Source organism: Saccharothrix deserti, from assembly GCF_009769385.1.
Taxonomy (GTDB): domain Bacteria; phylum Actinomycetota; class Actinomycetes; order Mycobacteriales; family Pseudonocardiaceae; genus Actinosynnema; species Actinosynnema deserti.
This window is the reverse complement of the sequence record NZ_VKAB01000045.1, coordinates 40,988-62,597: the sequence shown is the minus strand read 5'-3', so window position 1 is coordinate 62,597 and position 21,610 is coordinate 40,988. Positions and strand designations below refer to the sequence as shown.

General features: G+C 69.7%; 23 protein-coding genes and 1 pseudogene. 11 read left to right on the top strand and 13 right to left on the bottom strand.

Annotated features, from left to right (window positions below):
• Positions 1-134: 134 nt before the first annotated feature.
• The 5 genes from FM051_RS42495 to FM051_RS42475 form a co-directional block, all read right to left on the bottom strand.
• On the bottom strand, positions 135-1,154 hold the full coding sequence (locus FM051_RS42495) for an SPFH domain-containing protein (RefSeq protein ID WP_158852763.1): 1,020 nt from the start codon (positions 1,152-1,154) through the stop codon (positions 135-137).
• The gene (locus tag FM051_RS42490) at positions 1,151-1,600 is read right to left on the bottom strand and encodes an NfeD family protein (protein WP_158852762.1); all 450 of its coding nucleotides are present in this window, start codon (positions 1,598-1,600) and stop codon (positions 1,151-1,153) included. Before FM051_RS42490 ends, FM051_RS42495 begins: the two co-directional genes overlap by 4 nt.
• A gap of 164 nt (positions 1,601-1,764) precedes the next feature.
• A complete protein-coding gene (locus FM051_RS42485) occupies positions 1,765-2,970 on the bottom strand; it encodes a PucR family transcriptional regulator (protein WP_158852761.1) in 1,206 nt (401 codons plus the stop codon).
• 182 nt (positions 2,971-3,152) lie between these two features.
• Positions 3,153-4,298 (bottom strand): FAD-dependent monooxygenase, encoded by a 1,146-nt coding sequence (locus FM051_RS42480; RefSeq protein ID WP_158852760.1) that lies wholly within the window; start codon positions 4,296-4,298, stop codon positions 3,153-3,155.
• Positions 4,295-4,759, bottom strand: coding sequence for a GbsR/MarR family transcriptional regulator (locus FM051_RS42475; protein WP_158852759.1), 465 nt, complete (start codon positions 4,757-4,759; stop codon positions 4,295-4,297). The genes FM051_RS42480 and FM051_RS42475 overlap by 4 nt, the downstream gene beginning before the upstream one ends.
• Positions 4,760-4,908: 149 nt before the next feature.
• On the opposite strand from FM051_RS42475, the gene FM051_RS42470 reads away from it, so the two are divergent.
• The 6 genes and pseudogenes from FM051_RS42470 to FM051_RS42440 all read left to right on the top strand — a co-directional run bounded on the left by FM051_RS42470 (position 4,909) and on the right by FM051_RS42440 (position 8,399).
• Positions 4,909-5,532, top strand: a complete 624-nt coding sequence (locus FM051_RS42470; protein WP_158852758.1) for a DUF998 domain-containing protein — start codon at positions 4,909-4,911, stop codon at positions 5,530-5,532.
• Between the two features lie 558 nt (positions 5,533-6,090).
• Positions 6,091-6,162: pseudogene (locus tag FM051_RS52535) on the top strand (hypothetical protein); the annotation flags it as partial.
• A gap of 405 nt (positions 6,163-6,567) precedes the next feature.
• Entirely contained in the window at positions 6,568-7,464 is an 897-nt protein-coding gene (locus FM051_RS42455) for a hypothetical protein (protein ID WP_238413055.1), read from the top strand.
• Positions 7,461-7,844 carry a GntR family transcriptional regulator gene (locus FM051_RS42450; RefSeq protein WP_158852757.1) on the top strand — a complete coding sequence of 128 codons (384 nt, stop codon included), beginning with the start codon at positions 7,461-7,463 and terminating at the stop codon, positions 7,842-7,844. Before FM051_RS42455 ends, FM051_RS42450 begins: the two co-directional genes overlap by 4 nt.
• A 118-nt stretch (positions 7,845-7,962) precedes the next feature.
• Complete coding sequence (locus FM051_RS53425) at positions 7,963-8,088, top strand: hypothetical protein (RefSeq protein ID WP_274383872.1); 126 nt, start codon at positions 7,963-7,965, stop codon at positions 8,086-8,088.
• A 98-nt stretch (positions 8,089-8,186) separates the two neighbouring features.
• On the top strand, positions 8,187-8,399 hold the full coding sequence (locus FM051_RS42440) for a hypothetical protein (protein WP_158852756.1): 213 nt from the start codon (positions 8,187-8,189) through the stop codon (positions 8,397-8,399).
• A 201-nt stretch (positions 8,400-8,600) separates the two neighbouring features.
• Here the strand turns inward: FM051_RS42440 and FM051_RS42435 are convergent, their stop codons facing one another.
• A complete protein-coding gene (locus FM051_RS42435; protein WP_158852755.1) occupies positions 8,601-10,613 on the bottom strand; it encodes an APC family permease in 2,013 nt (670 codons plus the stop codon).
• 300 nt (positions 10,614-10,913) lie between these two features.
• On the opposite strand from FM051_RS42435, the gene FM051_RS42430 reads away from it, so the two are divergent.
• The 3 genes from FM051_RS42430 to FM051_RS42420 all read left to right on the top strand — a co-directional run bounded on the left by FM051_RS42430 (position 10,914) and on the right by FM051_RS42420 (position 14,064).
• On the top strand, positions 10,914-11,573 hold the full coding sequence (locus tag FM051_RS42430) for a TetR/AcrR family transcriptional regulator (protein ID WP_238413054.1): 660 nt from the start codon (positions 10,914-10,916) through the stop codon (positions 11,571-11,573).
• Positions 11,570-12,727, top strand: a complete 1,158-nt coding sequence (locus FM051_RS42425) for an FAD-dependent monooxygenase (protein WP_158852754.1) — start codon at positions 11,570-11,572, stop codon at positions 12,725-12,727. Before FM051_RS42430 ends, FM051_RS42425 begins: the two co-directional genes overlap by 4 nt.
• A 713-nt stretch (positions 12,728-13,440) precedes the next feature.
• Positions 13,441-14,064 carry a hypothetical protein gene (locus FM051_RS42420; protein WP_158852753.1) on the top strand — a complete coding sequence of 208 codons (624 nt, stop codon included), beginning with the start codon at positions 13,441-13,443 and terminating at the stop codon, positions 14,062-14,064.
• On the opposite strand, the gene FM051_RS52530 is transcribed toward FM051_RS42420, so the two are convergent.
• Positions 14,036-14,599, bottom strand: a complete 564-nt coding sequence (locus FM051_RS52530; RefSeq protein WP_238413053.1) for a transposase — start codon at positions 14,597-14,599, stop codon at positions 14,036-14,038. The two genes, FM051_RS42420 and FM051_RS52530, sit on opposite strands and share 29 nt — an antisense overlap.
• A 288-nt stretch (positions 14,600-14,887) precedes the next feature.
• Here FM051_RS52530 and FM051_RS52525 point away from each other — a divergent pair, with 288 nt between their 5' ends.
• Positions 14,888-15,442, top strand: coding sequence for a helix-turn-helix domain-containing protein (locus tag FM051_RS52525; RefSeq protein WP_238413052.1), 555 nt, complete (start codon positions 14,888-14,890; stop codon positions 15,440-15,442).
• 86 nt (positions 15,443-15,528) lie between these two features.
• Here the strand turns inward: FM051_RS52525 and FM051_RS53785 are convergent, their stop codons facing one another.
• Positions 15,529-16,050 carry an STAS domain-containing protein gene (locus tag FM051_RS53785; RefSeq protein WP_338019527.1) on the bottom strand — a complete coding sequence of 174 codons (522 nt, stop codon included), beginning with the start codon at positions 16,048-16,050 and terminating at the stop codon, positions 15,529-15,531.
• A 500-nt stretch (positions 16,051-16,550) separates the two neighbouring features.
• Between FM051_RS53785 and FM051_RS42400 the strand changes: the two genes are divergently transcribed.
• The gene (locus tag FM051_RS42400) at positions 16,551-17,591 is read left to right on the top strand and encodes a fatty acid desaturase family protein (protein WP_158852751.1); all 1,041 of its coding nucleotides are present in this window, start codon (positions 16,551-16,553) and stop codon (positions 17,589-17,591) included.
• On the opposite strand, the gene FM051_RS42395 is transcribed toward FM051_RS42400, so the two are convergent.
• The 5 genes from FM051_RS42395 to FM051_RS42375 all read right to left on the bottom strand — a co-directional run bounded on the left by FM051_RS42395 (position 17,588) and on the right by FM051_RS42375 (position 21,493).
• Positions 17,588-17,728, bottom strand: coding sequence for a hypothetical protein (locus tag FM051_RS42395; protein ID WP_158852750.1), 141 nt, complete (start codon positions 17,726-17,728; stop codon positions 17,588-17,590). The genes FM051_RS42400 and FM051_RS42395 overlap by 4 nt on opposite strands.
• A gap of 73 nt (positions 17,729-17,801) precedes the next feature.
• The gene (locus tag FM051_RS42390) at positions 17,802-18,758 is read right to left on the bottom strand and encodes an MsnO8 family LLM class oxidoreductase (protein WP_158852749.1); all 957 of its coding nucleotides are present in this window, start codon (positions 18,756-18,758) and stop codon (positions 17,802-17,804) included.
• Between the two features lie 4 nt (positions 18,759-18,762).
• A complete protein-coding gene (locus FM051_RS42385) occupies positions 18,763-19,254 on the bottom strand; it encodes a hypothetical protein (protein WP_158852748.1) in 492 nt (163 codons plus the stop codon).
• Positions 19,251-20,033 carry an alpha/beta hydrolase gene (locus tag FM051_RS42380; RefSeq protein WP_158852747.1) on the bottom strand — a complete coding sequence of 261 codons (783 nt, stop codon included), beginning with the start codon at positions 20,031-20,033 and terminating at the stop codon, positions 19,251-19,253. The genes FM051_RS42385 and FM051_RS42380 overlap by 4 nt, the downstream gene beginning before the upstream one ends.
• On the bottom strand, positions 20,030-21,493 hold the full coding sequence (locus FM051_RS42375) for an MFS transporter (protein ID WP_238413050.1): 1,464 nt from the start codon (positions 21,491-21,493) through the stop codon (positions 20,030-20,032). Before FM051_RS42375 ends, FM051_RS42380 begins: the two co-directional genes overlap by 4 nt.
• Positions 21,494-21,610 lie beyond the last annotated feature (117 nt).

Below are 21,610 nucleotides of genomic sequence, written 5' to 3'. Positions count from 1 at the left end.
GTGGACGGTAGGCCGCGGCACGAGTCGTGCCGGAACGAACGAGCGCACCGGAGCACGCCTACCTCGGCGGCGCTCCGGTGCGGTGATCGGATTCCCTTCCACGCCCCGGGAATCCGCCCTCTTCGAGGGAGTGGTCAGACGCGAGAGGTCCTCTCGTTGAGGACGCGGCCTGCGGTTTCGGCGTCGGCGACCGCTTCGGCGGCGGCTTCCGCGGCCCGTGCCGCCTCGTCGGACGCCTTGGCCGCGGCCTTGTCGGTGGTGGTGGTGGTGGTGTCCCCGGTCGGCGCGATCTTCGGCAACGCCTCGGTGAAGGCGCGCGACACCCCTTCCAGCGCGGACGTGACCTCACTCGGGATCACCCAGAACGTGTTGCCAGGGCCCTGCGCCAACTGCGGCAGCATCTGCAAGTACTGGTAGGCCAACAGCTTCGGGTCCGGGTCGTTGCGGTGGACCGCCTGGAACACCTGGTCGATCGCCCGCGACTGCCCTTCGGCCCGCAGGATCTCCGACGCCCGCTCACCCTCCGCGCGCAGCACCGCCGCCTGCTTGTCACCCTCGGCGGTCAGGATCTGCGACTGCCGCTGCCCCTCGGCGGTCAGGATCGCCGCCCGCTTGTCCCGCTCGGCCCGCATCTGCTTCTGCATCGCGTCCTTGATGGTCTGCGGCGGGTCGATCGCCTTGATCTCCACCCGGTTCACCCGCAGCCCCCACCGGCCGGTGGCGTCGTCGAGCACGCCCCGCAGCTGGCTGTTGATCGTGTCACGGGAGGTGAGCGTGCGTTCCAGGTCCATCGAGCCGACCACGTTGCGCAACGTGGTGACGGTCAGCTGCTCGACCCCCTGCAGGTAGCTGGCGATCTCGTAGAACGCCGCCCTCGGGTCGGTGACCTGGAAGTACAGCACCGTGTCGATCTCCACGACGAGGTTGTCCTCGGTGATGACCGGCTGGGGTTGGAAGGAGACGACCTGCTCGCGCAGGTCGATGGCGGGGTGCACCCGGTCGATGAACGGGATGACCACGTTCAGCCCCGGTTGGAGCGTGCGCTGGAACCGGCCGAGCCGTTCGACGTTGCGGGCACGTGCCTGCGGAACGATCTTCACCGCGGACAACACGATCATCACGGCGAGCAGCGCGATAAGGGCACCGACGATCATTGAGACTTCCACAAGCTCTCCCCTGGGTAGACGAACGCGGTGCTGCCGCTGATCCGCAGGACCTCCACGGTGGTCCCCTCGGGGATCACCTGGGTGTCGTCGAACGGCCGTGCCGTCCACTCCTCCCCCGCGATGCGGACCCGGCCGTCATGCCGCGTCACCTCACGCAGCACGTAGCCGGACTGCCCCAGCAGGGCGTCCACCCCGAAGCGCACGGACTGAGGCTTGCGCAGGTGCTCGTGGGCGAGCGGGCGGACCAGCACGAGGCCCAGGACCGAGGCGAGGGTGAACACCACGAACTGGACCGGAGCGGAGAACCCGATCGCGGCGACACCGGCGGTGAGCAGCGCGGCACCACCGAGGATGCCCAGCGCGGCCGTGAGGGTGAAGACCTCTACCGCACCGAGCAGCAACGCGAGCAGCAACCAGACCAGCCATCCGTCCACGAAACGCTCCCTACGCGGCTGGCACCACCCTCGATTTCACGTTCTTGACCTGGGTCAATGCTCCCCCCGCAGCAGGTGCCGCGACAACGTCGTCCCCCGGCCGCTCCGGTACCGGCTTCGTTGCCGGATGTCGGCAACGAAGGGTGTGTCCGGCAAAGAAAGGCCTACGGGGCTCGGTGCACGGGTACGGGTACGGGTACGGGTACGGGCCAGCCGAGCAACCTGGCACCGAGCACCGCGACCTGGAGCGACAGCGCCTGGGTCGGGTCGTCCACGGAGTAGCCGGTCAGTTCTTTCACGCGGTGAAGGCGGTAGGTCACCGTACGGACACCCACGTGCAACTCACGTGCGCAGACCGTAGCCACCCGACCACTGGCGAAGTAGGCCGACAGCGTCTCCAGGAGCGGCCCGGTACCGCCCCGCGCGCTCCGAAGGGGCTCCAGGACGACCGACACCAGCTCCGCGAGGGCGGCGCTGTCACGCAGCAACACCTGGTACACCAAGAGATCAGCGGCCCGGTGCAGGCGCCCGGGCAGTTGCAGGCGTTCGGCAGTGTCCAACGCGTGCTTGGCCTGCTCGAACGAGCGCACCACACCACCGGGCCCCGACTGGGCACGGCCGAGCCCGACCAGCCAGGTGGCGTCGGTGCCCATGGCCGCAGCCACTTGGCGCACGAATTCGTCCACCACCCCGGTCACCGGGTCGGGGGCGACGCAGACGAGCAGGCCGTTCTTGGTCGTGACCAGGACGTCACGCGACTCGAGCCGCAGGTGCAGCGAGGTCTCCACGGCCCTGGCCACCTCGCCGCCGTCGACCACCGGCTGCGTGGACCGGACGGCCGCCACGGCGTTGCTGCCGGCGAGCCGGAGGCCGAACCGCTCCGCCCGTTCGGCCAACTGCCCCAGGTTGCGCCCGTCCAGCAGGTCGTCGACGAACTCCCGCCGGAAGGACTCCTCCTGGCGCACCGACCAGCGCTGCGCCTTCTCGTACCCCTCCGTCACCGCCATGACAGCCGCGTCGGCGGCCTTGAACACCGCCTCCCCCACAGTGCGGGCGCTGTCTGCACTGCTCGCCTGCCGCACACCCGACAACGACGGCCACGCCAGCCACGTGGCACTCAAGTGCAGGTCGATCAGCCCACGCAACGCAACCCCCTGCACGGCCGCCCGGGCACCGACCTCGCGCCGGACCCGCAGCCGATCCGGCCCCGGCTGCCGCCCCGTCGTGCTGACCTCGTCAAGGTCTTCCAGATACCCCTCGAGGAGATCGGCGGGCACGCCGTGCGCGTCACGACTCGCCCGATCGGCCACGTCAGCCAACAGGTCCACCCCGTGCCCGGTCACGGATACCGCCCGCCTGGTTCGCGCCATGGGGGTGAGTCTCGCAAACGGCCGGCCACATGTGGGGCGTCGCACCCGAACGGTTGGCAACGGACGCAGCGGCACCCCTCGGTCCGAAATCTCCACACGGTGCACCGGGCGGCCTGGTCGGCACGGTCACCGCGTCACGGCGCGCGGGTATGCGGCGGTCTGCGGTGTGAAAGCAGGTTCCGTCAGCTGCGGGTGGGCAGGGTCGGGGGCTGCCATCGCCAGGTGGGGTTGGCGTCGGCTGCGATGCCTTTGCGCCACAGGGATGCGGGCATCATCCGGATCATGGTGACCATCGCCCGGTGAGCGGCCCTGGACGTGGTCCGGTGGCCGTCCTTGCGGGCGCCGCGAGCTGTCGCTTGGGTGCGTGGCCGGCGTTCGGTGTCGTAGCGGCGCAACGCGGCACCCACAGTGGACTCACGCGTTAGTCCGGCGGCGAGCACGACGGCGTCTTCGATGGACTGCCCGGCGCCTTGGCCGCGATCGGGGCTCATCGCGTGCGCGGCATCGCCGAGCAACGCCACCCGGCCCTTGACGTAGGTCGGCAGGCGGTCGAGGTCGTGGATGTCGATGTGGATCACCGCCTCGGGCGGCGTGGCGTCGATCAGCTGCGGGATCGGGTCGTGCCAGGTTCCGACGCGGCGGGTAAGTTCGGCCTTCTCCTGCTCGTAGCGGATGCCCGGCCGTTCGGCGGTGGTGACGTAGGCCCAGTACGCGCGACCACGCCCGACGGGGTGAATGAGGAAGTAGCCGCCCGGGCCGAGGGTGATGCTGCCGGGCAGGTCGGCGACCTCGGCGATGCCCAGCCAGGCGGTGCGGCCGAGGAAACGCGGTGGCGGCGCGGTCGGCCACAGCAGCCGGCGGGCAGTGCTGCGGATGCCGTCGGCGGCGACGACCAGATCGGCGGTCAGCTCGCCGCCGTCGAATCCGACGGTCACCCGTTCCGACTCCGGCCGCAGGTCGGTCACCTCCGCGCCCGTGTGCACCCAGCTGTCGGGCGTCGCTTCCAGCAGTACTCGGTGCAGGTCGGCGCGGTGGAAGGCGAGCATCGCGGTCGCGTCGCCGGGACGGGCGCGTTGCAGGTAGCGGCCGTCGGGTGTGCGCAGGTTGCCGGAGGCGTGAGTGGGCACCCCGGCCGATCGGGCCTGCTCGCCGACACCGAGCGCGTCCAGCGCGCGCATGGCGTTCGGGGCCTGGGACATGCCCGCGCCGATCTCGGTCAGTACCGGGGCCCGCTCCAGGACGGTCGCGTGCCAGCCGATGCGGCGCAGCGCCAGCGCGGCGGCCAGACCGCCGATGCCGCCTCCGATCACGATGGCCTCTCGGGTCACGACGTCCCCTCCCCATCGGAGCGTAGGGGCGGTGCGTTGTCGAAGATGTCGGCCATCCACTCGAAGGTGGTGTGCGCCTGGCGGATGCGCTTGGAACGGTCGTCGTCCGGGCCGACCAGGTCCAGGCCCTCGCGGGTGATGTCGAGGAACGAGGTGATCCCGGCGATCTGTTGGCGCACCACCGCCGACCACGCCTCGTCGGCCATCCGGTAGTAGCCGGTGCGCTCACCCGGCCGGGTCCGCCAGGTGAGGAAACCCATGCTCGTCAGCAGCCGCAGGTTCGAGGTCAGGGACGCGCGGCTGGCACTGATCGCGGCGCTGATCTGCGCGGGAGTCTGCTCCGGCGGATCGCAGACCATCAGCCACCCCAGCACCCGCCCGGCGATCGGCGGCACGCCGTCGCGCGCCAGGTACATGGCCACGCGTTCCACCCACTCCAGCAGCCGTTCCTGTTCGTTCATGCCCCGAGCCCTCCAATTACAGCCGTTTCAGCAAATACTGTAATGCATGTATCGTACGAGCGAGGGCGCCCTCTGGGCGCGACATCGGAGAGCCGGGAAGTCTGGTCGGCCCACGACCCCGCGGTCGCGGAGAGCAAGGAGGATCTTCAGTGGCCATCACCAGACCGCTACTGGCCGGCGGTGTCGCAGCCGGCGTGCTCATGCCCGTGCTGATCTGGGTTGACGGCGCCAGTCAACTCGGCACCGGCGAGGGCGCCTGGCTGCAAGTGCTGAACTTCGTGGCAGGCGGCCTGCTGCTGATGACCTTCGCGGCCGGACTGCGCCAGGCACTGCGCCACGGCCGCGGCTCAACGTGGGGGCCGATCCTCGTGGCGGCGGCCGGAGCCGCACTGATCGCGGCCGGTCTGGTGCCCACCGATCCGGCGCTGGGCTACCCACCCGGACAGCCGGCCGTGGTCACGGTCGCCGGGCGCGTGCACGGCCTGGTCGGGCTGGTCCTGTTCGCGGGGCTGAGCGCAGCGGCGTTCGTCCTCGCCCGCGCCGGTATCGGGGATCCCCGTACGGGCACCAGTCGCGGCTGGGCGACCTACTCCCGCGTCTCCGGCGCTCTCGTCATCGGCTTCGCCTTCGCCGCCGGCATCGCGTACCGCCTCGACGTCCAGGACGTCTGGCGGCCGGCCCCCGCAGGTCTGCTCGAACACACCGCCCTGCTCGCCGGATTCTCCTGGATCATCGCGCTGGCCGTCCGACTGCTGCGCAAGCCCGCCTCCTGATCGGCTTACCCTTCGCTTCGCCACAGCGATCCGGATCAGCATGATCGGGTCCTCATCCCGATCCCGCTCCGCAGACGTTCTGAGCGCACCGGTACGGCGAACGGTGGGATACGACATCGGGCAGCCGTGCAACGTCGAACTGCTGACGCCGAGCAATGCTCGTCGTTCTGGTCGCGGTCGCGACTGCAGCAGTGGCCAGCTGACACAGATCCGACAGCAGTCACCCGGCCACAGACCACTGCGGCAGTCACGAGAACCGGGAGTTCCTAACGCGATGGTCGAGGGGTTGTTGCCAGAGCGGTGGGTTCATCCCGACATCACAGTGACCGGCCTGGGTGAGCAACTCGGCGACGAGCCCGCCATCACCGGCTTCCGGGTCATCGATACCAGTCACTTACGCACGCCCGCGTCACCCCGGAGGTCCCGGAGCGCTCGGGCTACTGCTGAGGTCGGCAACCTCGTCGACTGCACCTGCTGGACGCAAGAACAGGCGTCAGTCGAGCTGATCACCGACCAGATGATCACCATCCCGGCCCGCTTGCTGCGTCTTCCTAGCCAATGCCGCCCAAGCGGTTGGCCATGCAGTACTCGCTGCCGTGGGCGCTGCTGGTCGCGCATCCGTTGGACGTGCTGTCGACGGTCTCCCGTCCGGCGGTGTGGGCGTTGAGCGCGTCGACGAACCCGTGGACCGCCACGCCATCACGCGGGTGCGGCTGCGCGGGTCAGGGAAGCGGCAGGTCGGGCTGGATCTGCAGGGCGACGGTGATCAGGGAGTGGACGCGGGTGGCGACCGCGGCCAGTAGGCCGTGCACCTCCGGCGACGCGATGCCGCCTCCGCCGCAACCTGAAGGTCGACTTCAGCAGTGGATCGAATTCCCGCGAACTCGCGTCACCACGATCGTGACCGTACTTGTGCGGATCGCACGGCAGGGCCTTCCCGTCGCTCTTGATCCACTGCGAGCAGTCTCGACCGAAGGCCGTGGGTTGACGGCCATGAGAGTCTTTGTATCAAGGGGTTGATACAAAGGGGGCGTCATGGCCGAGGTGTTGGGTACAGCACTGTTGAACGGGCTTATCGGCCTCGCCGTGTTGCTGGTGCTGTGGCCGACCCGGTCGGGCGGGCGGCGGTTCCTCCGGCGCTGGGGCGTTCCCGAGCCCGACGACCAGCAGGAACTCCAGGCAGTTCGGTACCTGCGGGACCGGCGGTTGCTCTACCCGCTGCTGTTCCTGATCATCCCGGCCGGGCAGCGCATGCTGGGACTGCCTTACCCCGACTCGAGCGCGGTCCGCAACCTCGCTCCGGTGATCGTCGCGCTGTTGCTCGCGGAAGCGGTCGCGGCGTTGCGGCCGGTGCGTGGTGTCCGGGTCGCGACGCTGGCCCGCCGCCGGTGGCGTGATCTGGTGCCGAGGTCGGCGATGGTCACCTTTCTCGCCTTGGGCGGATTGGCCGTGCTGTTCGCCGTCATCGGCCTGCTCGCCCGGCCATGGGCCGAGCGGTCCGTCGCCATGGTGCAAGCTGACGACGTCCTGTCGTCGGTGTCCGACCGGTACCGCGCCGAGATGGCCCAGCCGGTGGGCTGGATCGTGCTGATCGGAGTGGTGTTGGGGCTGGTCGCGGTCCTGGGTGTGGTGCGGCTGGCGGTGCGACGCGGCTCGGTCGCCGATCCCTTGGTGGACGCCGCGCTGCGCAGGCGGAGCGCGAGGGTGGCAGTCGGTATCGGCATCGCGTGGATGGGTTCGATGGTCCTGCCCGTGAACAACTACCTCGGCCTGCTGCGCGGCACGGCGGGGTTGAGACCGCCCTCGTCGCCGATGCCCGGCTGGCTGGAGTACACGTCGTTCGTCAACCTCGTGGGGCCGTTGGTGTTCTTGGTCGCGGTGCTGGGCTGGATCTTTGTGGCCAACCCCTCCGCCCGGCGGACCGCCGAGTGAGCGGGACGACCCGCATCCTGGTCGATCCCGACAGCGGTGTGGCGCCCTGGCGGCAGGTGCGTGACCAGCTCCTGCACCTGATGCGGGTCGGCGAACTGCCGGTGGGCGCGCCCTTGCCGTCGATCCGACAACTGGCACGTGATCTCGGACTGTCGGTCGGGACGGTGGCGCGGGTGTACCGCGAGCTGGAGACGGCCGGACTCCTGCACACCGCCAGGCGTGCGGGCACCGTCGTCGCCGCCGTCCCCCAGCCGGAGACCGACGTCGCCACAGCCCTCGACGACGCGGCGACCCAATACGTGCTGGCCGCGAGGGCGCTCGGGGTGAACTCGCACGACGCGGTGCAGGCCGTGCTGCACGCCTACCGGGACGGCGGCTAGCACCCTGCCCGAACACGCGACTCATGGTGTCCGAACGCGCAGGTCGCTATGACTGCCGGAAACCCGGGCACGGAGCCCGGCACACCTGGGCGAACGGCTGGATGCGCTGGAACGCGCCATGCCGAACACCGAACGCGTGCGGCTGCGCCGCCAAGGCCACGCGGCGAACAACCTCGCACCGGCCCGGGTGGCCGAGGTCATCGCCAGGCTTGGCGACAAGGTGCTGCGAAAGCCGTCACAGTAGTTTGCGGCCGGAGGCCATGCCGGTGGCGGCCCCTGATCACCGGCCCCGGCATGGGCACCCCGTCCGCATCGAGATGAACATCCATACCCCGCCTGAGCGTGGTAGGTGAACTCGTCCAGCGATCGCGCGTGCCCGGCCAGGCCGAGGCGCCGGTCACCGAGGTCGACGTCGTCCAGCTGGAGCTCGCATCGTTCTCGGTCGAGCGGCGTGGATGGCGGGCCAGGGCGAGGATGAGCCGGTCCGCCGGTGTGGTGACGGCTGCGACGGCCTGGCTGACATCGTCGCTCGGCAGTGGCTGGATCACTGCGTAGGGTCGACGCATGTACCGGCCAGGCGCCAGATCACGGGCCAACCTCGTCGGGCTCTGATGTAGCCGGCGCAACATTGCTCGAACTCGGCGAGCCGAGCGCATGCGTCCTCGACGTGCAGTCGTACGCAGTCGAGCAACTGTGCCGGGCGGCATCGGTCGTCGAGTTCGACGCGACCGAGCAGTCCCGGCCACGCCTTGGCGGTCACCGTTCGCGCTGGTCGCCGTCGCCGGTGTGGAGGCCGCGGCGGATCGCGCCCGGTGCCAGTGCGGGGCGGTCGTGGACTTTGGCCGAGGAGGCGAGTTGCCAGGGGACGCTGGTGACCATGACGCCTGGTTGGAACAGGAGCCGGCCTTTGAGTCGCAGGGCGCTCTGGTTGTGCAGGAGTTGTTCCCACCAGCGTCCGACGACGTACTCGGGGATGAACACGGTGACCACGTCGCGTGGGTTGTCGGAGCGGATCCGCTTGACGTAGTCGAGGACCGGCCTGGTGATCTCGCGGTAGGGCGACTCGATGACCTTGAGCGGAACGGAGAAGTTCTGCTTGTGCCACAGGGCGACGAGTTCCCGGGTGTCCTGGTCGTCGACGTTGACCGTGACGGCTTCGAGCCGGTCCGGTCGCACCGCCTTGGCGTAGGCCAGTGCCCGTTTGGTGGGTCGGTGCAGTTTCGACACCAGCACGATCGCGTGGTTGCGCGACGGCATCCTGACCGGCGGGTCGTCGTCGTCCTCCTGGAGTTCGTCGCTGACCCGCTGGTAGTGGCGGCGGATCGCGCTCATCAGTGCGTAGATGGCGGCCATGGCGGCCAGCGAGATCCAGGCTCCCTGGGTGAACTTGGTGATCAGGATGACCACCAGCACCAGGGCGGTCATGGCGAAGCCGAAGGCGTTGACCGCCTGGGAGCGGCGCATGCGGCGCCGGGTGGCGGGGTCGGTTTCGGTGCGCAGCAGTCGGGTCCAGTGGCGGATCATGCCGCTCTGGCTGATCACGAACGACATGAAGACACCGACGATGTAGAGCTGGATCAGCCGGGTGACCTCGGCGTCGAACGCCACCACCAGGACGATGGCGAACCCGGCGAGGAAGACGATGCCGTTGGAGAACACCAGCCGGTCGCCGCGGGTGTGCAGCTGACGCGGCAAGTAGCGGTCCTGGGCCAGGATCGAGCCGAGCACCGGGAACCCGTTGAACGCGGTGTTCGCGGCCAGCACCAGGATCAGGCCGGTGAAGAAGATGACGTACCAGGTCGCCGGGGTGAATCCGGCGAACACGGCGTTGGCCAGTTGCGCGACCAGGGTCTTCTGCTCGTAGCCCGCGGGCGCGCCGATCAGTTGGTGCGCGGGATCCTCGGCGACCTGGGCCCCGGTGAGCCGGGCCAGCATGATCAGGCCGAGGAACATCGTGATGGCGAGCACGCCCATCATCAGCAGGGTGGTGGCGGCGTTGCGCCCCTTCGGCTTGCGGAACGCCGGCACGCCGTTGCTGATCGCCTCCACCCCGGTCAACGCCGCGCTGCCGGAGGAGAACGCGCGCAGGATCAGGAAGGCGAAGCCGAGGCCGGCCAGGTTCCCGTGCTCCTCCACGAGGTGGAAGTCGGCGCTCTCCGCCCGCACGTCCTCTCCCAACACGTACACCCGCACCAGTGACCACCCGATCATGGCGAGGATGCCCACGACGAAGGCGTAAGTCGGAATGGCGAACGCGGTGCCGGACTCCCGCACACCCCGCAGGTTCATCGCGGTGAGCACCACGATGGCGCCGACCGCGAACTCGACCTTGTGGGAAGCCACGAACGGCACCGCCGAGCCGATGTTGGCCGCGGCGGAGGCGATCGACACCGCCACCGTCAGCACGTAGTCGACGAGCAGGGCACTGCCCACCACCAGGCCCCACCGGGGCCCGTGGTTGACCGTCGCCACCTCGTAGTCGCCACCACCCGAGGTGTACGTGCGCACGTTCTGCCGGTAGGACGCCACCACGGCGGCCATCACCACTGCGACCAGCAGCGCGATCCACGGGCTGAACACGTACGCCGACGCCCCCGCGACCGAGAGCACCAGCAGGATCTCCTCCGGGGCGTACGCCACGCTCGACATCGGGTCGGAGGCGAACACCGGCAACGCGATCCGCTTGGGCAGCAGCGTGTGCGACAGGCGGTCGCTGCGGAACGGCCGACCCACCAAGAGCCGCTTGGTGACGGTCGCGAGCTTGGGCATCTGAGCGCAGCCTAGGTTTCGGTTCGGCCGGGTGCGGCCCAGGTTGACAGGAACACGATGTGGCTGTCTGCGACCGGTCGCAGTCACGCTGGGCTGTGTCCCAACGTTGCCGGGCGCCCGTCGTGGCGGACTCGATCACCCGTGTCCCCACGGGGCATGCCCCCACGGCCACCGCGGCGACGGTAACCGGATCGGCTGTACCAACGGACCCTGTATCGCAGTTCCTTACGCGATCTTGATGTGCCGATGGGTCGAGACCGCTTGAAAACAAATTTCTGATCTGTTTTTATGGTTTCAGCGGTGGGCGAGGGCCTGCCGCAAGTAGAGGAGAAGGTCATGCCGCCCGCGTTCTCGGCCGAGGAGAAAGCCCGCATCACCACGCTGCTGCTGGACACCGGCCACCGGCTGTTCACCACTGCGGGCCTGCGCAAGACCACGCTGGACGAGCTGATGGCGCCCACCGGTGTCGCGAAGAGCAGCTTCTACGTCTTCTTCGACTCCAAAGAGGCTCTCTACCTGGAACTGATGCTCCGCCAGACAGCCGGCGTGAAGCAGCGGGTCGTGGACGACGCCCTGCTGGCGGGCACCGACACGCGCGACGGCCTGCGCCGGTTCCTGCGCGCCACACTGCACGAGCTGACCACCAATCCACTGTGGAGCAGGCTGACGAGCCACCCCGACGAGATGCGTGCCGTCGCCGGGAAGCTCGACCCCGCACGGGTCACCGCGTTGGCGGACAACCCGGTCAGCGCGCTGTCGGAGTTCGTGGCCGACAGGCAGCGCGCAGGTGAGCTGGTGGACGTCGAACCGGCCGTCGTCATCGGCGTGCTGCAGACCGTCCTGCTGGTGCCGATGTTCGCCGACCGGCTCGGCGACCCGGCCATCCACCCCAGGATCATCGACCTGCTGGTCGACATCGTCGCCGCGGGTCTCACCACACCGAGGGGAACTACGACATGACCAAGCGAGCTGTGATCGTCGGCGCCGGGATCGCGGGCTTGAGTGCCGCCCTGCGACTGCACCGGGCGGGCTGGGAGCCGATCGTGGTCGAGCGCTCGCCGGGCCGCCGCTCCGGCGGCTACGCGGTGACCTTTGCCGGGCTCGGCTACGACGCCGCCGAACGGATGGGCGTCCTGCCCGAACTCCAACAGCGCCACATCAGCCCCGACGACATGCACTACGTGCGACCGGACGGCACGACCCGGTTCACCGTGCCGGGCGAGACCGTCCGCGCCCTGCTCAGCCGGCGCGCGCTGAACCTGCTGCGCGGCGACATCGAGGACGTGCTCCACCGCGCGGTCCGCGACCACGCGGACATCAGGTTCGGCACCACCGTCACGTCGATCGAGCAGAACACCCATGGCGTCGAGGCCACGCTGAGCGACGGCTCCACCGAGACCGCAGACCTGCTGATCGGCGCGGACGGCCTGCACTCCCACACCCGCGCACTCGTCTTCGGCCCGGAACGCAACCACCTACTCGACCTCGATCACGTGGTCGGGGTGTTCATGCTGGACCGCCGACCCGACGGCCTCGCCGAAGGCGCCACGGCCAGCCTGACCTCCAAGGGCCGCACCCTCGCCGTCATCAGCCTGGGCGACGACCGGGCCGCCGCGTTCTTCGGCTTCCGCACCGACGACGTCGCCCGCGACCTCGCCGCCGGACCGCACACCACCCTGCCCAGGGTCTTCGGCGACCTCGGTTGGTTCACCCCGGACATGCTCGACCGGCTGCGCACCGCCGACTCCGTCTACTACGACACCCTCAGCCAGGTCGTGCTCGACCGGTGGAGCAGCGGGCGGGTCGTCCTGCTCGGCGACGCGGCCTGGTGCGTGACCCTCTTCGCCGGCTACGGCTCATCCCTGGCCGTCGGCGGCGCGGACCTGCTCGGCACCGCACTGGAAGACCAGCCCGACATCACCACCGCCCTCGCCCGGTGGGAAGCCGATCTGCGCCCCGAGGTCCGACGCAAGCAGAAACTCGGCCGCCGCGTCAAAGGCCTCTACGCGCCCGCCGACCCGTTCCGCCTGTGGCTGCGCGACCTCCCGCTGCGCACGGCCGCCCTGCCACCGGTGAGCCGACTGCTCAAGCGCCGCCTGCAACTCGCCGGCTGACAGACCACCCGACACTCGGTCCTCGCCTCAGCGGGCCGGGTCGCGGGCAGCCATCTCAGCGCGTGCAAACACGGTGTCCGCCGTGTGTGACGCACGGGCCGCCGCCCCGCCAGAGAGCCAGGTCGTCATACCCAGTTGGTACACCACCCGGCAGCTACGGAGGCGGGGGTGGCTTGGGGGTGTCCGGGCGAATCTTCGCCACCGGATCGCGTGTGTCGGTGCCGCGCGGGGTCGGGGGCAGTGCCCCGAACCAGCGGGTGACGAGCGGGCCGGCGGTCGCGAGGACGAGGACGTACGCGGTGACGAGTGGTCCGAGGTCCTGGTGCCCGGTCCCGGCCAGGCCGATGATAGAAGATCATTCAAAGGAGTGAATCGACACTTCTCCCGACAGGCCGGCGCTGATCACGGCCGCGCAAGCCGCCGCGTACGACGGCGACACCGCCCGCGCCGCCCGGCCAACCTCGCCCGGCCCGGGGAACGACCGCGTGCTACCGCCGGTTTCACTCCAATGCAACCGGGCGAACCGTCACCCGGAACCCGGCAAGGCCGTAACTCCAGGCCTTGACCACGCGGCATGCCGATCACGTGGCGGACCGCCGAATCCACGACATATCCGCAAAAATAGGGAAATCAGAGCCGCTGATCGCAGGAAATGGACATGTGCTTTCATCTCCACGGTCGGGGATGACCGATTCCATCCTTGGGAGGCGCCCGTGCGGAAGAAGAAGCAGGCGGCGAACGTGCCGGCCGATCCGGCGGTGCAGGCCGCGCACGTCAGCCGCCGGGGTGCGGTCGCGGTCGGAGTGATCGCGGCCCTGGCCACCATCGCGGCGGCCGCCATCACCGCCTATTCGACCGGCCGCAAACAGGGAGCCGAGGCAAGTCCGCCGTCCACGGTGACGGAGGTGCGGACCGTGACCGAGACCGCCGGATCACCCGCGACCACCTCGGGCGTCGTACCAGCGGGCAGCGGAGCACTCCGGCAGATCAAACTCGAAGTCGGCCAAGCGGTCGACCTGGACGCGGCCGACCCACGCCCGGTGGACGCCACAGGCCCGGACGGTGACCTCGACCTGCACTACGACCGGGACTTGCTCAGCGCCAGCCAGTCATCCCTGATCACCCACAGCGGCACGCAAGCCGACGCCGAGCAGGAGTGCCCCAAAGCCCTGGACCGCCAAAACGGCCAGCGCTACACGCCGAGCGTCGGCGGACGGTTCTGCTTCCGCACCTCCACCGGCGCCGTCGGCTGGGCAAGCGTCAACTCCGCCGACTTCGAGCAGGGCCCACCCATCAACTACGTCGCCCTCAACTACAAGCTGTTCGCCGACCGCTGAAGGCTCCGATCACACCTACGCACCGAGGCGACCGGACACGGTCCAGCAGCTGCGGGCGCTGCTCGAACGTGTCCGGCCCTGCGCTTGCCGAAAATGCCGTCCGTACAGGCCAGGCGGCGTGGTGGTACTCGCTGAGGATGCCACCCAGTCGTTGCTGCCGGCGGATGTCGAGTTGGGCGACCCCTGTTTGATCGGCGGTGGGTTGTGGCAGCGCGCGTAGTGGTCGGGCGTTGCCGATGCCTTGGTGGGGGCGGTGGGTGTTGTAGAACTGCTCGTACTCGCGTAGGACGTGGAGTAGGTGGCGCTGGTTCCAGATGAGAGTGCGGTCGAGGAGTTCGCGGCGGCAGCTCTGGATCCAACGTTCCATGATCGCGTTCATCCACGGGATCCGGACACCGGTGAGAACGACCCGGATGCCCGCGTCTTCGAGGTCGATGACGAGGTTCTTCGCGGCCTGGGCGACCCTGTGGGGTGCCAGAATCCTGCCTTGGGCTGTTGAGCTGCGGTAATCGTGCGCCATGGGCCATAGGGGCATGATCGTGAAGTGTGGCGTTGCGACTGCTGTACCTGATCTTCGTCCGGATCGTCGACTGGTTGGCGCTGTTCGGCCGGTCGTCGGCGGCGAAGGATGTAGAGCTGCTGGTGCTGCGGCACGAGGTCGCCGTGTTGCGCCGGGTGAATCCACACCCCCGGCTGGACCGGGCCGACCGCGCGGTACTCGCCGCGTTGGTGCACCGACTCCCCCGACGGCTGCGCGAGCATCGGCTGATGGCACCGGGCACCATCCTGCGATGGCACCGACGCTTGGTCGCCAAGAAGACGCTTGGTCGCCAAGAAGTGGACGTATCCGAACCGGTCCGGGCGCCCACCGATCGACGACACCGTCGTGGCGCTGATCAAGCGGATCGCTCGGGAGAACACCGGCTGGGGCTACCGCCGAATCCAGGGCGAACTGCTCAAGCTCGGACACCAGGTCGCCGCCTCGACCATCCGGCGCGTGCTCAAGCGCCTACGGATACCACCGGCACCCAGACGTGACAGCGATATCTCCTGGCGGCGGTTCCTGCGTGCTCAGGCCACGAGCATGCTCGCCTGCGACTTCTTCCACGCCGACTGCGCCGTCACCCTCAAGCGCGTCCACGTGTTCTTCGTCCTCGAAGTGGCCACCCGCTACGTCCACGTCCTCGGCACCACCACCAACCCCGACGGACCATGGACCACCCGACAAGCCCGCAACCCGCCGTTCAGTCCTCGGCGGCCTGACCAACGAGTACGAACCCGCAGCAGCCTGACGCGCAGGTCAGACCACATGGCCGACTTCTGGCACCCCACAGGTTCCATGACCGATCGGAGGTCGGCCTCGACCGGTTTCGGATGAGGAGACCCGACTGGACCAGGCCCCATCACGGCGCGCCGGGTGACAGCAGGGCCTGTCTGTCTACGATGGTCGTTCTCGGAGGTGCGCTACCGACGTCCGATCGGGAACCAGGGCCGCATGGGGGTGTGGTCGAGGTCGGGGTAGACGTCGAGCACCAGGTCCAACCCGGTGACCCGCAACGGCATCAGGATCTTGCGAGTGCGTGCGACCACGCAGAATCCGATCTCCGCGAGGCTCGCTGCCTCCTGGACATCCGCCAGGACGTCGAGACCGGCTGCGCCGAAGAAGCTCACGTCGTTGAGGTTCGCGATCAGATCCGGGCCGGCGTGGTGGATCTCGCCCTGGAGACGGTCCCTCAAGTAGGGGGCGCTCGCCATGTCCACCTCGCCACGCGCCGTGAGCACGATCGTGCCCGGTTGGGCCAGTTGGGAGGTGACAGTGAGGAACTTGGCGGCCGATTCGGGGAGCGATCGGTGTGTGGTCGGGGGTAGCGGAAGGACGGATGGCCGAAATGGGAGGACGATTGTCACGGAGGTTCTCCTCACCAGACCGTGGCGTCCGCGGGGGCCAGGCGGGCGGAAGAAGTGATATACGCAGAGTAGCGGCATGCGGGATGCGCGCACAAGGCGGCACCCGCAAGCCTGCCGCCCCAGATCCGAGTGTCGTGGGGGGTTGCCTGCGCGGAGCCGTACCAGTCGCCGCTGCCACGAGCCGGCGTGCTGTCGCGATCGCATCGGATCACCAGGGCCCGGTGACGCCAGATCACCTCGACGAGCCTGCCGGGCACGGGGATCGGTGGTCTGATCGTGACATCTGCTCATCCCGACAGTCGGTTCCCGATTTCCTCGGGATGAGCCGACCGGCCGATGCCGTGCCGGATCACGACGGTCGCAACGTCACCTACCTGCTGATGAGCGCCGACCTCGGCGGGCAACGCGGAGAAGGTGGCGCTGAAGGCCGCAGACACCGCCTTGCTCCGGGATTGCGGGGTTGATCGGTTGCCGACTCGTCTACCGGGTGGGACCCTGAAGGGCACATCGCGGACCCACTGCGGTGTCATGCCGCCCGAGACCCCGGCGCGCTCTCCGGTGCGATCATGGAGTCTCCGATGTCGACCTTCGAAATCCAAGCGGTGCCGTCGAAGCGGGGCAGTGACTTTGCCGACCTGTCCCGAATCATCAACCACGCCGGGCTGTTGGAGCGCCGAACCGGTTACTACGCCGCGAAGATCGTGCTCAACCTGCTGGCGTTCGCCGGGGGCTGGGTCGCGTTCGCCCTGATCGGCGACACGTGGTGGCAGCTGTTCATGGCCGCGTTCTTCGCCGTCATGTTCACCCAGCTCTCGTTCATCGGCCACGACGCCGGGCACAAGCAGATCTTCCGCACCCGTCGCGCCAACGACGCGGTCGGCCACCTGCACGCAGGCCTGACCGGCCTGAGCTACGGGTGGTGGATCGGCAAGCACACCCGCCACCACGCCAACCCGAACCACGAGGACGAAGACCCCGACATCGACATCGCGGTGCTCGCCTTCACCGCCCGACAGGGTTCGGCCAAGCGTGGCTTCTTGCGGTGGATGGCGAAGTACCAGGCGTTCCTGTTCTTCCCGCTGTTGTTGCTGGAAGGCCTGGACCTGCACGTGTCCAGCGTCCAGGCAGTGCGCAAGGGCGAGGTCAAGTCACGGACGTTGGAAGCGGGTTTGCTGATCGGCCACTTCGCCGCTTACCTGACGGCGGTGTTCCTCGTTCTCTCGCCGCTGACCGGGATCGTGTTCATCCTGGTGCACCACGCGTTGTGGGGTCTCTACATGGGGTGTTCCTTCGCCCCCGGCCACAAGGGCATGCCCACGTTGTCCGCCGGCCACGAGCTGGACTTCCTGCGCAAGCAGGTGCTCACCTCGCGCAATGTGCGCGGCGGACACGCCGTCGACTTCGTGCTCGGCGGCCTGAACTACCAGATCGAGCACCACCTGTTCCCGAGCATGCCCAGGCCCAGCCTCCGGCGGGCGCAGGTCCTCGTGCGCGAGTTCTGCGAGCAGCGCGGGATCGACTACGCCCAGTGCGGCTGGCCGGCCTCCTACGGCCACGTCCTGCACCACCTTCACGCGGTCGGCGCGCCTCTGCGCGCGACATCGCCGAATGTCAGCTAGGCCCTCCACGGCTTGCGCTCCCCGACTGCCTCCAGGCCGGGATCCTCGGCTCGGGTCGCCGTGTCCGCGTCCCGCATCGCCTGGGTGAACACGCCCTGACCGGTCACCCGGCCAGGCGATGGGAGCCCAGAGATCACGAACCGAACCCCCGCGTGACGCCGATGGCGAGTGCCCGGGATGAGCACTCGCCACCCACGCGTCCGAACGGTGTCAGAGGTGGGCCATGGTGTCAGGTGCGGCCATGGTGTCCGCCATGGCTTCGGCGAGCAGCCGGTAGGACCGGAGTCGGTCAGCCGGGTCGTGGGTCAGGGTGTTGACCACCAGCTCACGCACCCCGTGCGCGTCCGCGAGCCCGATCAGGGCGGTGCGGACCTGCTCGGCGGTGCCGTGGACCAGGGTGCGGCGGTTGACCGCGGCCCGGTCGAGTTCCGCCGGGGTCCACCGGTGCCGTCGGACCCGGTCGGACGCGGGCAGGGTTTCGTCGTGGCCAAGGTCGCGCCGGCTGCGCCAGAGCAGGAACGCCTCGGCCGACGCGTCGGCCTCACCGGCTGTGTCGGCGACCACCACCCGGACCGCCACCGCGCCGCGCGGCTCGGGCACGGCGTCGCCGCCGGTTGCGTCGAAGGCGACGTCGCCGCGCACCGACCCACCGGCGTGGTACCGGCTCATCGCCGCCTCACCAGGGTCCGGGTTCAGGAAGTGGGCGAAGCAGTACCCCGTACCCAACCGCGCCGCCAACTCCGCCGAGCCGGTGCTCGCGCCGAGCAGCCACACCGGCGGCTCCGGACCGAGCCGGGCCATCAACTCCACCAGCTTCCGCGGGAAATCGTCGGCCGGGCCGCCCGCACGGCCGACGCCCAGGTCGACCCGACCGGGGTGCAGGGCCGACAGGATCCGGAACACCTCGGCGACCTTCGCCGACGGGTACCGCGGCAGCAACACTCCCCCGCTGCCCACGCGCATCGACGTGGTGACCGCCAGGACGGCGCCGACCATGACCTCCGGTGCTGCGCCCGCGAACGCCGCGGAGCCGTGGTGCTCGGCCACCCAATACCGGGCGAACCCCAACTCCTCCGCCGCCCGGGCCAGCGCGAGAGACGCCCGCAGCGCCTCCGCCTCCGTGCCGCCGTCCGGCACCGGTGACTGGTCCAAGACCGACAACCTCATACCGCTACCTCCCCGCCATTGTCGCCCGCACGATCCGGTAATCCGCCTGGAACACCAGGTTGTGCAGGTCGGCGGCGGCGATGGCGCGCAACGTCGGCGCCTCCGCCTCTGCCTGCTCCTCGTCGAACACGTTGAGCGGCCACTCACCGACCGTGCCGCCGCTGAGGTGCGGGTGGTGGAAACCGCGCCCGTAGTGGGCCCGGATCACCACCGGCGCCACGCCCGCCTCGGTCTGCTCCGGCCAGCTCAGCGTCCACACCGCCTGCGAGCCGCCGTCCGGTGAGCCGACCAGGCCGGTGCCCCGGACAACGCCCGAACCGAGCATGAGGTCGGCGTCGAGTTCGGCGAGCACCCGGCGCACGACCGGGTCGAGCAGGGCCGCCGTCGTGGCGAACAGCTTCTCCTTCTGCTGTCGCGTCACCGCGTCGTCGCCGTGGTTGCCGTCGCGCAGGTCAGCGAAGTGCCTGAGCAGCGCCCGGTGGTGGATGAGGGTCACAGTGCCTCCTTGATCGGGATCTGTCGCTTGACCGGGATCTCGCGCAGGGCGTGGGCGAGCGCCGCGCGCAGTCGGTTGGGGCCGGGGCGCAGGAACTCCGCGTGCCCCATGTCGGGGAACTCGCACAGCCGGGTGGGCACCCCGGCCGCGATCAGCCTGGCCGCGTACGCGCGCACGTCGTCGACGACCGGATCACGCTCGCCCACGATCAGCGTCGCGGGCGGCAGTCCGGTCAGGTCCGGCACGTCCCACGGGGTCGCCGACAGGTCGAGCCTGGGCGTCCGACCGAGGTACATCCGCCACGCGGACCTCAGGTCGGCGCGGGTGGGGAAGTCGTCGCCCGCGTAGGACGTGGCCAGGCAGTCCGGGTCGAGCGGCGGGTAGGCGAGCAGCTCCGCGGCCGGCGCGTCCGGCCGTCCGCGCAGGGCCACCGCGACGCTGGCCGCGATGGTGCCACCCGCGCTGTCACCGCCGACGGCGACCGGACCGCCCCGCCCACTCGCCCAGCCGACCACGGCCGCCACGTCCAGCAGCGCCGCCGGGTGCGGGTGGGCGGGTGCCAGCCGGTACTCGACGCTGACCACGGTCCAGCCGCTGAGCCCGGCCAACTCGGCGCAGGGCTCGTGCCACCCCGCCACCGAGCCGCCGATCCAGCTTCCGCCGTGCGCCCAGACCAGCGTGCCGCCGGTGCCCGTGGCGGGTCGGAACAGTCGGACCGGACGACCGGCGGCGGTGGTGTCGACCCAGGTCACCTCGACGCGCGTCGCGTCGGCGGTCACGACACCCGCTCGGCCGACCGGGTCTTCAGGAACAGCGCGACGAGGACACCGGCGACGACGCACAGCCCGGCGTTGACCCAGATCGCGGTCGTGACGCCGGTCAGCACGGTGGACGGTGTCTCCCCGCCGAGGGCGTGGACCTGTGCCGCGGCGATGGCGCTCATGATCGGGATGCCCATGGTGATGCCGATCTGCTGGCTCATCGTGGCCAGGCCGGTGGCCAGTCCCTGTTCCGCGTCGGGCAGGCCGGACGTCGCGGTCACCATGAAGCCGACGATCGCGATCAGGTTGGCCACGCCGCCCGCGAAGGTGGCGATCAGCAGCAGCGGCATCCAGGCCGACGACGGGCCGAGCAGCACCAGCGGCAACGTCGCCGCGGCCTGGACGGCGAAGCCGGTCACGATGGCCCGCTTCGGGCCGAGCCTGCCGATGAGCTTGGGCGCGGTGACGCCGCCGATCACGGTGCCGATGCCGAGCACGGCGAACGACAGGCCGGCCGCCAGCGGCGTGAACCCGAGCACCTTCTGCAGGTACAGGGTCAGCAGGAACACCAGCGACGTCTCGGTGATGAACGCCAGCAGGCCCGCGAAGTTGCCCCAGGCCACGTTGCCGCGACGCAGGATCCACACCGGCACCAGGGGATCGGCGACCCTCTTCTCCACCTGCCAGAACACCGCGAGCAACACGGCACCCAACGCCAGCGAGCCCAGCGTGAGCGGGCTGGACCAGGAGTTCTCACCCGCGCTGCTCAGCCCGAACACGATGGCGAGCAGGCCGAGCGTCACGGTCACCGCGCCCGGCAGGTCCAACCGGACCCGACGCTCGGGACGGCTCTCCGCGATCACCATCGGCGCGATCACGAGCACGGCCACCGCGACCGGCACGTTGATCAGGAACGCCCACCGCCAGCTCAACAGGTCGGTCAGCAGGCCGCCGAGGATCGCGCCGGTGGTGAACCCGGCCGCCATCAGCGCGCCGTTGAGGCCGAGCGCCCGGGCCCTCAGACCGCCTTCCGGGAACGACGTGGTGAGCAGCGACAACGCGGCGGGCGTGATCGCCGCGGTGGCCAGGCCCTGCGCGACCCGGGCGATCAGCAGCAGCGCCGGGTCCTGGGCCAGGCCACCGACCAGGGATGCCACCCCGAGCAGCGCCATGCCGGCCAGGAACAGCCTGCGCCTGCCGAACAGATCCGCCACCCGGCCGAACAGCAGGGTGAAGCCCGCCGCGCACAACGCGAACGACGTGGCGATCCACTGCAGGTTCTCCAGTGAGAACCCGACCTCGGCGCCGATCACCGGCAGCGCCACGTTGAGGATGGAGAAATCCACCGCCAGCGTGAAACTCGCGGTCAGCAGCAGGATCAGGATCAGTCGCTGGCGCGGCGTCATCCGAGGCGTGGGTTCGAGCGTTGGCACGGCCGCTGCCGTCGTGGCACTGTCGACGTTCTCCGCCATTGTCATCGCGGATCCTTTCGCGTGAATGAACTGCGTGTCCCCACAATGTCCGGGCGCCCGGAGATCAACCAGCACCCTGGTGAGCCGACCACTGGATTGCGTAGCACCGACAGGGACAGGCAA

Excerpts from the sequence above, each read along its gene's own strand:
- FM051_RS42455 (WP_238413055.1), top strand. The coding sequence starts at position 6,568 with ATGGCCGAGGTGTTGGGTACAGCACTGTTGAACGGGCTTATCGGCCTC.
- FM051_RS53425 (WP_274383872.1), top strand. The coding sequence starts at position 7,963 with ATGCCGAACACCGAACGCGTGCGGCTGCGCCGCCAAGGCCACGCGGCG.
- FM051_RS42390 (WP_158852749.1), bottom strand. The coding sequence starts at position 18,758 with ATGAGGTTGTCGGTCTTGGACCAGTCACCGGTGCCGGACGGCGGCACG.
- FM051_RS42375 (WP_238413050.1), bottom strand. The coding sequence starts at position 21,493 with ATGACAATGGCGGAGAACGTCGACAGTGCCACGACGGCAGCGGCCGTG.
- FM051_RS42475 (WP_158852759.1), bottom strand. The coding sequence starts at position 4,759 with ATGAACGAACAGGAACGGCTGCTGGAGTGGGTGGAACGCGTGGCCATG.
- FM051_RS42425 (WP_158852754.1), top strand. The coding sequence starts at position 11,570 with ATGACCAAGCGAGCTGTGATCGTCGGCGCCGGGATCGCGGGCTTGAGT.
- FM051_RS42400 (WP_158852751.1), top strand. The coding sequence starts at position 16,551 with ATGTCGACCTTCGAAATCCAAGCGGTGCCGTCGAAGCGGGGCAGTGAC.
- FM051_RS42485 (WP_158852761.1), bottom strand. The coding sequence starts at position 2,970 with ATGGCGCGAACCAGGCGGGCGGTATCCGTGACCGGGCACGGGGTGGAC.
- FM051_RS52530 (WP_238413053.1), bottom strand. The coding sequence starts at position 14,599 with ATGCCCCTATGGCCCATGGCGCACGATTACCGCAGCTCAACAGCCCAA.
- FM051_RS53785 (WP_338019527.1), bottom strand. The coding sequence starts at position 16,050 with ATGCCGCTACTCTGCGTATATCACTTCTTCCGCCCGCCTGGCCCCCGC.
- FM051_RS42435 (WP_158852755.1), bottom strand. The coding sequence starts at position 10,613 with ATGCCCAAGCTCGCGACCGTCACCAAGCGGCTCTTGGTGGGTCGGCCG.
- FM051_RS42495 (WP_158852763.1), bottom strand. The coding sequence starts at position 1,154 with ATGATCGTCGGTGCCCTTATCGCGCTGCTCGCCGTGATGATCGTGTTG.